Annotated in this window: 13 protein-coding genes and 1 pseudogene; 3 read left to right on the forward strand and 11 right to left on the reverse strand. The window is 68.3% G+C overall.

The window, feature by feature from the left end; all coding sequences use genetic code 11:
• The first annotated feature begins 25 nt into the window (after positions 1–25).
• On the forward strand, positions 26–856 hold the full coding sequence (locus tag IEY95_RS46165) for a hypothetical protein (protein ID WP_189192317.1): 831 nt from the start codon (positions 26–28) through the stop codon (positions 854–856).
• A gap of 290 nt (positions 857–1,146) precedes the next feature.
• Here the strand turns inward: IEY95_RS46165 and IEY95_RS46170 are convergent, their stop codons facing one another.
• From IEY95_RS46170 to IEY95_RS46220, 11 genes and pseudogenes are all read right to left on the reverse strand, one after another.
• Positions 1,147–1,788 carry a DUF6461 domain-containing protein gene (locus IEY95_RS46170; RefSeq protein WP_189192318.1) on the reverse strand — a complete coding sequence of 214 codons (642 nt, stop codon included), beginning with the start codon at positions 1,786–1,788 and terminating at the stop codon, positions 1,147–1,149.
• A 154-nt stretch (positions 1,789–1,942) separates the two neighbouring features.
• Positions 1,943–3,049 (reverse strand): hypothetical protein, encoded by a 1,107-nt coding sequence (locus IEY95_RS49890; protein WP_229703822.1) that lies wholly within the window; start codon positions 3,047–3,049, stop codon positions 1,943–1,945.
• A 363-nt stretch (positions 3,050–3,412) separates the two neighbouring features.
• Positions 3,413–3,961 (reverse strand): TetR/AcrR family transcriptional regulator, encoded by a 549-nt coding sequence (locus tag IEY95_RS46180; protein ID WP_189192319.1) that lies wholly within the window; start codon positions 3,959–3,961, stop codon positions 3,413–3,415.
• Positions 3,962–3,986: 25 nt separating this feature from the next.
• Entirely contained in the window at positions 3,987–4,460 is a 474-nt protein-coding gene (locus IEY95_RS46185; protein WP_189192320.1) for a nuclear transport factor 2 family protein, read from the reverse strand.
• A 161-nt stretch (positions 4,461–4,621) separates the two neighbouring features.
• A complete protein-coding gene (locus IEY95_RS46190; RefSeq protein ID WP_373294685.1) occupies positions 4,622–5,617 on the reverse strand; it encodes a transposase family protein in 996 nt (331 codons plus the stop codon).
• Between the two features lie 59 nt (positions 5,618–5,676).
• Positions 5,677–6,054 (reverse strand): nuclear transport factor 2 family protein, encoded by a 378-nt coding sequence (locus tag IEY95_RS46195; protein WP_189192321.1) that lies wholly within the window; start codon positions 6,052–6,054, stop codon positions 5,677–5,679.
• Positions 6,055–6,167: 113 nt separating this feature from the next.
• Positions 6,168–6,299, reverse strand: a pseudogene (locus IEY95_RS50940) (type I restriction enzyme subunit R domain-containing protein); the annotation flags it as partial.
• 173 nt (positions 6,300–6,472) lie between these two features.
• Positions 6,473–7,150: a response regulator gene (locus IEY95_RS46205; RefSeq protein ID WP_189192322.1), complete on the reverse strand. Its 678-nt coding sequence runs from the start codon at positions 7,148–7,150 to the stop codon at positions 6,473–6,475.
• Entirely contained in the window at positions 7,147–8,481 is a 1,335-nt protein-coding gene (locus tag IEY95_RS46210) for a sensor histidine kinase (RefSeq protein ID WP_189192323.1), read from the reverse strand. Before IEY95_RS46210 ends, IEY95_RS46205 begins: the two co-directional genes overlap by 4 nt.
• Before the next feature lie 156 nt (positions 8,482–8,637).
• A complete protein-coding gene (locus IEY95_RS46215; RefSeq protein WP_189192324.1) occupies positions 8,638–9,486 on the reverse strand; it encodes an ABC-2 transporter permease in 849 nt (282 codons plus the stop codon).
• On the reverse strand, positions 9,483–10,418 hold the full coding sequence (locus IEY95_RS46220) for an ABC transporter ATP-binding protein (protein ID WP_189192325.1): 936 nt from the start codon (positions 10,416–10,418) through the stop codon (positions 9,483–9,485). Before IEY95_RS46220 ends, IEY95_RS46215 begins: the two co-directional genes overlap by 4 nt.
• Positions 10,419–10,725: 307 nt before the next feature.
• Here IEY95_RS46220 and IEY95_RS46225 point away from each other — a divergent pair, with 307 nt between their 5' ends.
• Both IEY95_RS46225 and IEY95_RS46230 read left to right on the forward strand, forming a co-directional pair.
• The gene (locus IEY95_RS46225) at positions 10,726–11,562 is read left to right on the forward strand and encodes a DUF429 domain-containing protein (RefSeq protein WP_189192326.1); all 837 of its coding nucleotides are present in this window, start codon (positions 10,726–10,728) and stop codon (positions 11,560–11,562) included.
• A gap of 136 nt (positions 11,563–11,698) precedes the next feature.
• Positions 11,699–11,870: CoA transferase (locus IEY95_RS46230; protein ID WP_189192327.1), on the forward strand; the 172-nt coding region annotated here is incomplete at its 3' end.

An 11,870-nucleotide genomic window follows, 5' to 3' on the forward strand; every position in this document is an offset into this window, starting at 1 on the left:
GGATGCTCGTGGAGAGGCCTCGGCCATGGGACGACCTGGCAAGCGCAAGACACCGCGGCACAAGGCTCCCGTTCGGCAACCGGAGGAGCAACAGCAGTCGGCAGCACCGAAGATCTCGGGACGGGGAGCCGACCCGCTACAACGGCTGCTCCGAGTTGTGCAGGGGGCGGGCAATGCGGCTGGAGCAGCAGCCCTTCAGCCGAATCCGGCAGGCGCTGGTGGCAGCACAGGCGGCACCCCGGCGTACGCCACAACTGATCTCAAGCGCCGCCTCGCCGCCACCGTGCTCGCCGAGTCGACCGAGAGCCAGCAAGACGACATCAGGTGGATCTACTTCAATCTGGTCTCGGCAGCGAAGGGCGAGGGCGGGCTCGCCAAATCCTCCGCCTACAGCCACAAGAGCATCTGGTACCGGATCTGGCTCCACGTACTGGGCGACACGACCTATGGAAAGGATCCGCTCCCCGGCAAGAAGAAGGAGTTTTCGGAATTCAAGGGTCAGACCGTCAAGGACTTCTGTGAAAAGAACGGATGGATCAAGACTGTTGCGGCACCGCGCGGCAAGAGCCTCTACGCCCAGGTCGAGTCCATGTTTACCAATCCGACACGGAACCCGTACGAGAACTGGACCGGCCAGGGAAATCTGGCCGATTTCAACAACAAGAGCAACAGGGACGTCTACTGGAAGAAGGCTCGCGCTTACTGGTGGCTCCAGAAGGACGGGAAAGTGAAGAGCATCCACGTCAAGGTCCTGCCTGCGGGGAAGGATACGCAGTTCATCTTCAACCCCAGCGCCATCGATGCCTACTTCCGGAAGAACCCCTTGCCCGCCAAGGTACCCGAGTACGTTCCCTGAATCCGGTCAGGAGCACAGCACCTCGTGACTGACGTGAACACAACGGCACTGATCAGCGCAGCCGGGTGTGGACCGATCGTCGCCCTTGCTGTCGTCAATCAGCTCCGTCTGAAGCGGGACAGTTCAAGTCCCCACGGTCGCGCGTCGCCCGTGGGGATATGTCATTCCGACCATCCCGTGGCAGCGGTCAAGGCCATGACGACCAGGCGCCCACACGGTCTTCCCCGGGCCGGCCGGGCGCGGGCCTGCGGGCCTTGGGGCGCCTGTCGGATCTCTGAGCACGCTCGTGGTTACCAGGAGGACGGAGGTGAAGTGCGGGTGACCACGGCAGGAAGCTGTCCGCTTTCGATCACCTGCTGCGGGAGTGACAGCCCGAAGTGTTCACCGACGACTTTCAACACCCGGCGCTTCTCTTCGGCAGGCGACAGCTCCTCGTCCTCGCCGAGCAGGTCATCGATGGAGTCCTCCGGCGGGATGACTCCAGCCGCTTCCAGCGCCGGGCGCAGGAGGTCGGGCTGGGCTCCGACGGGGTCGTAGCCGAAGCCCAACTCGAAGTGCAGCTGCAGCTCACCGTCGGCGAGGTACCTGAAGAAGGAGGGCGGATCGTCCGGCCGTGGGTCGAAGATCAGGACCTCGGCGCCGCGGGATGCTGCCGGGTCCAGGGCCCAGCCTCCACTGCCCACACACTCCACGATGAACGACCAGCCGCCGCTTTGGCCGATGCGGCCGACGCAGTAGATCTGCGTGAGGTCGACCATGCGGTGGGCTTCCTGGATGGTGAGGGCGGGCCCAACCTCGACGGGCTCATGGTCGGCCATGCGTTCGGCCAGCTGCCGAGGGCTGAGGCCGCGGGCGCAGGTGATGTACAGGTCGGTGGCGCTCGGGCTCGCGCCGCGCCAGGCATCGGCGATCCATGCGAGATTTTCAGGCATTGAGGTTCACTCCTTCCGTGCACAACGTGGTGCCGGTGGGGCAGAGCGAGAACCAGTGCTGTGCCCCACCAGCGGTCAGAAGACTGTCACGGCATGGGAACCGTGCAGGCCACGGTCGCCTTGGACGCATCGCAGTGCGTGAACTGGGGGAAGTTCACCCAGTACGGGTCCTGATCGAGCAACCGGTACTTGCCGGAGAAGCCCCCGCTGAACGCTCCCCCATCGAGGTGGAGTTGATCCATCCCGACATGGCCGAGCGGCCACACACCTCCGCCCATGTCGGAGCAGGCACACGGATGTCGTCGTACAGATGCCATTCACCCTGCTTGACCCGGGTGGCATAGGTCTGCACGCAGTCGTTGCCGGTGTCGACCTCGTTCATGCCGCCTATGCGGGAGGGCATGCCGCCGGAGTTGTAGGTGGAGGCGTAGGCGAACTCGTCACATGACGCCTTGTCGGTCGAACTGATCTCGGGAACGGTGGTGGCGTCCGGGTTGCCATAGGTGGCGGCCCACCCGTCAGGGCAGATCACCTTGCGGTTGTCGTCCGGGTCACGGTTGTGCGCGTTCTTATCCTCGGCAGGAAGAAAGAACAGCGGCTTGTTGGCTGCCTTGCTGCCGGGGTGGTTGGGCAGCTTGGCCTGGATCAGCCATGCGTGCGCGACGGCCGGCGGCGTCTTGGCGAAGTTCATCACCCACGTCGGGATGTATTTGTAGAAGGTGCAACCCGGCGTGGCGGAGGAGATCTTGTCGCATCGGATCTGTGCACCATCGGCCTGCCACCGCGTCGCGGCCGGGTTGGCCACCGGCGAGTGGGCGGTGATCTTCGTGGACAGATCCAGCTTGTCCGCGTTGTTCGCCGCGTTCCAGGTGTGGTCGATCTTCCCGACCGCGGAGTGTGAGAAGGGATCCGCCCCCGTCCACTCCAGTGCCCCGTTCCACGACTGCGGACCGTTGGAGCACCGGTCAGCCAGGAGGCAGTCGAACTCCACGTTGAGTGTCACCGAACCGAACTTCGCGTCGACCTCCACCGGCACGAGGACGAGCTGCTGCGTGAACGTCGCCGAGTTCCCCGCCAGTTTCACCTCCTGGCCGACCGCCCATGAGGCGTTCAGGATTTCACCGGTGGGCTTTCCGTCCTTGACGACGATGCCCTGGTACTCGTACGTGAAGCTGCCGATGCATGCCTCGCACCGCTTGATGTGCGAGTCGAGGAGGTTCGCGCACCAGTGAGTGGTGTGCATCGTGAAGTTGCTGGTCACGGGTCTGGTGTGAGGGCCGGGAGAGCTACTCGCGCTGGTCGTCGGCCAGTGTCCACGGCGAAGATCGTCTTACGGGGGGCGTCCTCAGGTTCTGCTGCGCTTGCCGCGGTACCGCTTCTACGATCCGTCACCGGGCAGGTACCGCCGGGAGAGCGGGGGAGGGCGTGGGGATGCGGGAGCTGGAGCGGATCTCGGCTCGCCGGAGTGAACTGGACAGGCTCGCTGCGGAGTTGGCCTAGCAGCTGCAGGAGGTCCAGGCCGAGCGGGAGGAGCTCGTGATCGCCGAGCGGGTCCTGAACCGGCTGGTCGAGCTGGCCTACGAGGAAGGCTCGGGGCCGTCGTCGCCGAACTGCCGGTGTCGGGTCATCGAGCGGTGAGGACGTGCGCCCACGGCTCATCGATGTCGGCCAGGCCCAGCACGGCGGCCACGTTGTCGAGCATGCCGGCGCCGAACCAGCGCCGTACGGCGTCGTCGTCGCCCAGCAGCTGCCGGACGGTGTCGACCTGCTTGGCGTAGCACCGGCGCACGGCCTGTGCCACCAGCGGCTCGCCGGCGGCACAGTTCGCGTGCATGAGGAAACGCAGGATGTTCCGGTCCGCGACGAGCGCGGCGTAGGCGCCGCGCGCCGCGTCCAGCGCCGCCTCGGGCGCCGGCCCGGCCCCACCCGAGGCCGGTGAGTGAGCGACCAGCGTTTCGGTCATGACGACGGACACGTGGTCGACCGCCGCCGCGAACAGTGCTTCCTTGTTCGGGTACAGGCGGTAGAGATACGGCTGAGAGATGCCGACCCAGTCTGCGATCTCGTGTGTCGTCGTACCGTAGAAACCTTTTTGCGCGAAGCAGTCGACCGCGGCGGCCATGATGGTCCGACGTCGTTCGTCGCTCTTCGTGCTGGTGCCGGGGGCGGGCATGGGCGTCAGTTAAACACGGCTCCTTTCAGCTTCCAAAAGTCACGCTGAGGTCGGGGTCGGACGGCACGTCGTCGGGTGTGAGTGCCTCGATCGCCACCAGCGGGTTCCAGTAGTCCAGGTAGTGGGTGATGCGCGCGTCGTCATCGGTCCGGACGACGGAGATGCAGGTCTGCTCGTACGGCTTGCCGGTCGGTAGCGCAGTGCCCTTCGAGCGGAATTCGGCGATCACGACACTCGGGTCGACGGTGTCGTGGAAGACCAGGTCGACGAACTCGACGTCGAAGGTCTCGGGAAAGTTGCTCATGTGCGCGACCAGTGCGTCTCGCCCCGTTACCCGCTGAGGCACGCCGGCCGGCGCGTACGGGAACTCGAGCACCGCGTCCGGTGCGAACAGCTCCACCCATTCCTCGACGCGTCCTGCGGCGGTAAGGCGCAGGTGCTCGGCCAGGGCGTGCTGGGCAGCGGCGCGGCGGGCGGCGTCGTCTTCCTTGGCTGTCATCTTCACTCCTCTGTTAGTGGTCGACCTATAACCTACCACGCCGCGAGCCGTTGCGGGTGGACGAGCAGAGGTAACACCAGGGGATCCCGGTCCGGTTCACGTACAGGATGGCGTCCGGTGAGGTCGGGACGTGTTGGCCTGAAGGTTCGGCTGGTGTGTGATCAGCAGGCGCTGTTGCGGACGAGGACGAGTTCGGTGCTTGCCCGGCGTTGGGTGGGGCGCCGTGCGGACCGGTCGGAGACGAGGCTGGCGATCGCCAGATGTGTCTCGGCGTAGGTGTCACGGCGTCCGGTAAAGCGTCGCAAAGGTGTCCACTGCCGCAGCTCGGCGTTGGTGTGCTCGACACAGATCCGGGCCGAGGACTGGCGCCGCCGCGCTTCGTTCCAGGCCCGTTTGTCACCGTCGCTCGCCTCGCCCTTCGGCTTCTTCGGCGGGGCGGTGACCTGGTCGGGGAACTCCTTGGCCGGCCCGGCATACCCGGCGTCGACCTGAGACTTCACCGATGGGTGGAGCCGGAACTGTTCGGCGATGCCCTCGGTGCGTACGGCGGTCTGGTCGTGCATCCGGCCGGGCCGCACGACCCCGGACAGCAGCATTCGGCCCTGCCCGTCGCTGAACGTGGTGGTCTTTATCGTGTTCTGTCGACGTTTGCCCGAGATGAAGGCTCGGCGCCCGGGACGGCCCGCCTGTGGGCGTCTGACCTGGGTCTCGGCGCCGTCGAGTCGAGGCTCGACCCCTTCGGCCTCAGCGTAAGCGAAGAGGTCCTCCAGTGTCCGCAGACGCATTCCGGGTCGGTCGGGCACCGCGAAACCACGGGCCGCAAGCAACGAGCGGACCTGCCGGATCGCCGTCGAAACGGTCGAGCGGTCGACGTCGTACAGCTCGGCGAGAACCTCGTGCGGCAGCTGATGGCGCAGGTGCACCAGGGTGAGAAGCGGCCGGTCGCAGAGGACCAGCTTCGGCTTGCGCCCGGCGCCGGGCGCCCTACGGCGTTCACCGCCCCTGGCTTCGCGAAGCGCAGACTGTCGCGCTGCTTCCCACGGGGCGGCGAGTTCGGCGAACAACTCGCCGAAGTGTGCGCGGGAAACACCGGACAGGGCAGGATGGGAGCGGGCCGTGCGGGCCCAGGTCAGCGTCACAACCAGCCCAACCCGCACGGCCCTTCTCATGTCACGGCCGAATCAGCCGGACCGTCGATGCGAGCGGCAGAGCCACCTCACATGGGTTCAACCAGAGCCGCCCGCCACTCCGGGCGCGGATCAGCCCCAACGCTTGTCCAGTACTCCCGGCCGCGCACGATCTGTCCCTGCTCGACGGTCCAAAATGAGGCTGCGCGGAACACGCCGAACTCGTCATGCGGCACCTCGACCTCGGAGACCACCTCGTTGCCGTCAGCCACAATCCGCAGCACCCGAATCGACCAACCTCCCGGGTATTCGCTGTTCACCGCGACGAAGTTCTTGTTACCAACGATGCGCTCCGCGCTGATCGGCCACTCCACCACGACGTCCTCTGCGACCAAACCGGCGACAGCTGACCAATCGCGCGCCTGGATCCGATCCCACAATGCCTCAACCACTCCTGAAGACTCCATGGGAGGCACCCTTGCACGAGCCACTGACACCCGACCTTGGGGGTCCAGGAGCAACCTGGCACGCCCCCTCAAGCAGCAGCCCCTCCCCGCCGCTAATAAATCCCAAGGTCGTTACGCTCGGCGGTGCGGTTGAAGCGGGAGAGCGCCTGCACGGCCGCGATGCCGGTCAGGGTCTTGTTGACGTACATCGTCGTGAGCAGCGGCTGGTCGAAGCCGGTCTGGTACTTCTCGACGACGACCAGGATCAGGCGCCGACGGTGTCTCCGCCGAGGTCCACGCTTCCGGAGACTCGTCGAGCCCGGAGCCGAAATCCGTCGCACCTGGCGTGCGGACCTGCCACACGGAGACCTGCCCAGGTGCCCGGCGCAAGGGGGGCTGACATCAGCCTGAGCAGCGGCCGGTTGCGGATGGAGCCGCGCTACTCAGGAGCGTTGGGCCGAGCGAGCCCAAGGTCGTACGCCAGGATGACCGCCTGGATCCGATCGCGCGCTCCCACCTTCGCCAGCACCCGGCCCACATGGGTCTTCACCGTGGATTCCGCGACGACCAGGCGCTCGGCGATTTCGCGGTTGCTCCAGCCCCGGCCGATGGCGACCAGGATCTCGTACTCGCGTTCGGTCAGGGCCTGCACCCTGGGGTCGTCGGCGGCCTTGCGGCTCGACGTCTCGTGGGGGAGGTGGCGGGCGTAGGCGTCCAGGAGACGGCGGGTCAGGGTGGGGGCGATGACGGCGTCGCCGGCCGCGACGGCGCGGATGCCGGCCAGGAGTTCCTCCGGGTGGGCGTCCTTGAGGAGGAAACCGCTGGCGCCTGCGCGGAGGGCCGCGTGGGCGTACTCGTCCAGGTCGAAGGTGGTCAGGATGAGGACGCGGGAGCGGTCACCGGAGGCGACGATGCGGCGGGTGGCCTCGATGCCGTCCATGCTGGGCATCCGTACGTCCATGAGGATGACGTCCGGGCGGAGTTCGGCGGCCTTGCGGACGCCATCGCTGCCGTGGGCCGCCTCGCCGACGACCTCGGTGTCGGGAGTGCTCTCCAGGAGCATGCGGAAGCCGAGGCGTTGCAGTGGCTGGTCGTCCACGATGAGCACGGTGGTCACGCGACACCGCCCAGGTCGGCGGGCGGGGTGAGGTCGAGGGTCGTCCGCACCGTCCAGCCGCCGCCGGGGGCCGGCCCCGCGGTGACGGTCCCGTTGTAGAGGGCTGCGCGTTCTCTCATGCCGGCGAGTCCGTGTCCTTCGTCGTGGGGCGGTCCGGGCCGGACGGTCGCGTCGGCCCGGCCGGTGTCGTGGACGTCGATGTGCAGCCGCGTGTCCTCGACGTTCACCGCCAGGTCGACGCGCGTCTCGTGGCCGGCATGCTTGAGGGCGTTGGTGAGGGCTTCCTGGACTATGCGGTAGACGGTCAGCTGGACACCGCGGTCCAAGGTGTCCAGCTCGCCGCCGGTGCGGTAGCGCACCTGTGGACCGGCGGCGCGGATCCGGGTGCACAGGGCGTCGATGTCCGCGATGCCGGGCTGCGGGCTGAGTTCGGGGGCGGCGGGAGTCTGGGTCTGCTCGCGCAGGACGCCGAGCATGCGGCGCAGTTCACCCAGCGCCTGGCGTCCGGTGTCGCCGATGAGGACCAGTGCCTGCTTGCCGCGGTCCGGGGCGCGATCGATCGCGTACGCGCCACCGTCGGCGAGCGTGATGATGACGGACAGGTTGTGGCCGACGATGTCGTGCATCTCGCGGGCCACCCGGGTGCGTTCGGCGGCGGCGGCCAGCTTGCTGCGCTGGTCGCGTTCGATCTCCAGGCGGGTCGCGCGGTCACGCAGCACGGCGAGCTGGGCGCGTCGGATCCGTACGGCCAGACCGAGCGCGACCGCCGCGGTGATGGTGCTGAACAGGAAGAACAGGGCGTCCAGGACCGACACTTCGGGCGGCAGCCGCAGCGTGAGCAGGCCCAGGGCGGCGGCCGTGACGGCGCAGGCCACGGGCAGTCGCCGGAGCTCTCCATGCAGCACCAGGCTGTAGAGGGCGATCAACAGGGCGACGTCGGCGCGCAGCCAGACGCCCAGGCCCAGCTGGACGAAGAACACCGCGGCGATCACGGCGAAGGCGAGTGACGGCCTCTTGCGCCGCCATAGCAGGGGGAGGACGAGTCCAGCCTGCAGCGCGAGCGTCTCCGGCCAGGGCAGATGAGTGACATTGGCGCCGAAGGCATGCCGTCGGCCGTCGTCGTCGTGCACCAGGTCCGGCACGCAGAACATCAGCACCACGACAGCGATCACAGCCGCGTCCAGGATCCACGGGCGGTTCCGGTCGCCCTGCTTGAGCCATCGGCCGAGGCGGGTCAGCCCACGGGCCAGGGGGTGATTCCACGGGAGGTCCGCTTCCGGGAAGGGCGGTTCCGGGGGCGCCTCCGGACGGGCGGTGTCGTCGATGCTCATGGGTGTCACTGATCCGGGCTAAGGGGGGTCACCTGTCCATTGTGGGTCCGTCCGCTGTGGGTCCGTCCGCATGCGGGGCAGCGGAGCGGCCGACCGGCGCTGTACCCGACCCGGTGACTCGGTCGGGTACAGCGCCGGCCCCGAGGAGGGGTGGTCTCAGGCATCCGTACGTACGAGTCGGTAGGCCGCGCCCGCCAGCGCGAGCGCCGTCCAGCCGAGGAAGACCAGGAGCCCGGCGGCGGGCGACAGGGCCGTCGAGTCATGGGTCAGCGCGAACATCGACTCGCCCGCATTGCTGGGCAGGTACGGGCTGATGTTGTCCTGCCACGAGGTGGGCAGCAGCGAGATCAGGCCCGGGACCAGCATCAGCGTGGCGACCAGCACCGCGATGCCGCCGGCGACCGAGCGGAGCAGCGCGCCCAGAGCGGTGCCGATCACGCCGACCAGGCCGAGGTAGAGACCGGCGCCCAGCAGGCCTCGTACGACACCGGAGTCGGAGAGCGTGAGGTGCGCGCGCGTGCCGGAGAGGATGCCGCCGGCGATCGGGAAGGCGATGAAGACACCGAGGGTGGCGACGGCCAGGGCGACCAGGCCGAACACGGCCGCCTTGGACCACAGCACCGGCAGTCGGCGCGGGACCGCGGCCAGCGTGGAGCGGATCATGCCGGTGGAGTACTCGCCGGCGGTGACCAGCACGCCCAGGACACCGAGGGCCAATTGGGCGAAGTTCGTCCCGAACAGGGAGAGGCTGAGCGTGGTGGCGCCGACCTCGTCCGGGCGCAGCGGACGACCGGAGTTGAGCTCGGACTTGTAGTGCGCGGCGGCGATCACGCCGAACGCGATCAGGAACAGCAGGCCCAGACCCAGGGTGATCCAGGTGGAGCGAAGGGACCACAGCTTGGCCCATTCGGAGCGCAGGACGCGCCGCCCGGTGACCTTGTACTGCGGACGCTCCGTCCGCACCGGCGCGGGCGCGGAGCTGTCGGTCACGGTGATGGTGCTCATGCGGCCCTCCCGGGGGCCTCGACGGTGGTAGTGGCGTGGTACTCGACGGCGTCCCGGGTCAGGTCCATGAACGCCTGCTCCAGAGAGACGGTCCTGGAGCTGAGCTCGAACAGCGGGATGCCGTGCTCGGCGGCCTTGAGGCCGATGGCACGCGCGGACAGGCCGGTCACGTGCAGCTCCTCGGAGCCGATCTCGCCGGTGATCTCGACGCCGGGGCCGGCCAGCACCTCGCGCAGCCGGGCGGACTGGTCGGACGCCACGGTCACGGTGTCTCCGCCGGCCTTGCGGACCAGGTCCTGCACGGTGGTGTCGGCGAGCAGGCGGCCGCGTCCGACGATGATCAGGTGGTCGGCGACCAGCGCCATCTCACTCATGAGATGCGAGGAGACGAAGACGGTGCGGCCGTCCGCCGCGAGCCCGGTCAGCAGGTTGCGGATCCACAGCACGCCCTCGGGGTCCAGACCGTTGACCGGCTCGTCGAGCATGATGGTGGCCGGGTCGCCCAGGAGCGCCGCCGCGATGCCCAGCCGCTGGCCCATGCCCAGGGAGAACGCGCCCGCGCGCTTCTTGGCCACGGAGCGCAGCCCGGTCAGCTCGATGACCTCGTCCACCCGGCGGCGCGGAATGCCGTGGGTGTGGGCCTGCGCCATCAGGTGGTCGAACGCCGACCGGCCTGGGTGGATCGACTTGGCCTCCAGCAGTGCGCCGACCTCCTGCAGCGGCGCGCTGTGCTGGGCGTAGCGTCTGCCGTTGACGGACACACTGCCGCTGGACGGTGCGTCCAGACCGACGATCATCCGCATGGTGGTGGACTTGCCCGCGCCGTTCGGGCCCAGGAAGCCGGTGACGGTGCCGGGCTTGACGACGAAGTCCAGCTGATCGACCGCCGTCTTCTCGCCGTACCGCTTCGTCAGCTGATGTGCCTCGATCATCGTTGTTCCCTCGCGTTCACGTGCCGCCCGCTCCGGGCTTTCTCACAGGGAACGCTAAGAGCCCGCGGGCCGCGATTCGTCGTACCCGGGGGGTCAATGATCGGAAGCTGGTAGTACCCCGGTACGACTCGGGCCGGGCCGCGCCAGACGTCCGAGTGATGTCCTGGACCCCGGGGGGCGGCGACGCTCCCGCAACCGAGCCGCGTGAGTGCCGTCCCGCAACCGAGCCGCGTGAGTGCCGTCCCACGCGCGGTGCGGGAACCGTCGGCCCCGTCGCCGCCGCCCGCTTCTCTGGTACTACCGACGTATGGCCATAGAGCGGTTCATCGGTATCGACCTCGCATGGGCGCCGGGTGGACCCCGAACCAAACCCAATGAGACGGGCGTCGCCGTCATTGACAGATCGGGTGAAGTGCTCGACTGCGGCTGGACCCGTGGGCTCGAGGAGACGATGTCCTGGCTCGATGCGGTGGCCGTGGACGGAGCTTCCCTGTGCTTCGTCGACGCGTCTTTGGTCGTCGACAACCCGACCGGCCAGCGGCCGTGCGAGCGGGAGGTCGGCCGACGGTACGGACGCTGGAAGGTGAGTGCGAACAGCACCAACCAGAGGTCGCCCCGTCTGGCGGGGGTGCTCCTGCGTGAACGCCTGCGGGCCATGGGCTGGGTGTACGACGACGGCAGGGCCGGCCCACCGACGGGCGGGCTGGTCCTGTCCGAGTGCTACCCGTACACGACCCTGGTCGGAGCGGCCGAGTTGGGCTACGACCGGGAGCGCCCCCCGTACAAACGCCGGCCCGCGCGCGTGCCGCAGGCCCAGTGGCGAGCGGTGCGCGCGGGGGAGTGCGACCGGCTGATCGCGCGCATGGCGGGCCTGGCCACAGCCGATCCGCCCCTCGTGCTCGCCTCCCACGCGGTGTCGGGCCGGCTCATGGACGAGCCCACGCCTCTGGCATCCGGAGACTACAAACACCGCGAGGACCTCGTCGACGCGCTGCTGTGCGCGTGGACGGCGGCTCTGTGGTCGCGCCACGGGCTGGCGCGCTGCCAGGTCCTGGGCGAGGAAAGCCCCGCGCCCCCGGGAGCCGCCGCGACCATCATCGCGCCCGCCCGCCCCGAGCAGCGACGCGACCGAAGGGCTGAGTGAGCGCGGAGGCGAAATCTTCCGGGCGCCCCCTGGACATCCTCTGCATCTGCCGCAACCATGAGAGCAACTCCATACGGTATGCAATCTACAGTATGGATTCAGGTCACGGCGGCTACGTATACGTGAGGTGGCGATCATGACGAAGGCTCTTGAGGGCGTGCGCGTCCTCGATATGACACATGTGCAGTCCGGCCCGTCGGCGACGCAGATCCTCGCCTGGCTCGGCGCCGATGTGATCAAGGTGGAGGCGCCGACCGGTGACATCACCCGCAAGCAGCTGCGGGACATCCCGGACGTCGACTCCCTCT

The organism is Streptomyces albiflavescens (assembly GCF_014645835.1).
Classification (GTDB): domain Bacteria; phylum Actinomycetota; class Actinomycetes; order Streptomycetales; family Streptomycetaceae; genus Streptomyces; species Streptomyces albiflavescens.

Coding starts and splice junctions, on each gene's coding strand:
- IEY95_RS46220 (WP_189192325.1), bottom strand. CDS start 10,418: ATGATCGAGGCACATCAGCTGACGAAGCGGTACGGCGAGAAGACGGCG.
- IEY95_RS46195 (WP_189192321.1), bottom strand. CDS start 6,054: ATGGAGTCTTCAGGAGTGGTTGAGGCATTGTGGGATCGGATCCAGGCG.
- IEY95_RS46215 (WP_189192324.1), bottom strand. CDS start 9,486: ATGAGCACCATCACCGTGACCGACAGCTCCGCGCCCGCGCCGGTGCGG.
- IEY95_RS46165 (WP_189192317.1), top strand. CDS start 26: ATGGGACGACCTGGCAAGCGCAAGACACCGCGGCACAAGGCTCCCGTT.
- IEY95_RS46170 (WP_189192318.1), bottom strand. CDS start 1,788: ATGCCTGAAAATCTCGCATGGATCGCCGATGCCTGGCGCGGCGCGAGC.
- IEY95_RS46210 (WP_189192323.1), bottom strand. CDS start 8,481: ATGAGCATCGACGACACCGCCCGTCCGGAGGCGCCCCCGGAACCGCCC.
- IEY95_RS46225 (WP_189192326.1), top strand. CDS start 10,726: ATGGCCATAGAGCGGTTCATCGGTATCGACCTCGCATGGGCGCCGGGT.
- IEY95_RS46185 (WP_189192320.1), bottom strand. CDS start 4,460: ATGACAGCCAAGGAAGACGACGCCGCCCGCCGCGCCGCTGCCCAGCAC.
- IEY95_RS46180 (WP_189192319.1), bottom strand. CDS start 3,961: ATGCCCGCCCCCGGCACCAGCACGAAGAGCGACGAACGACGTCGGACC.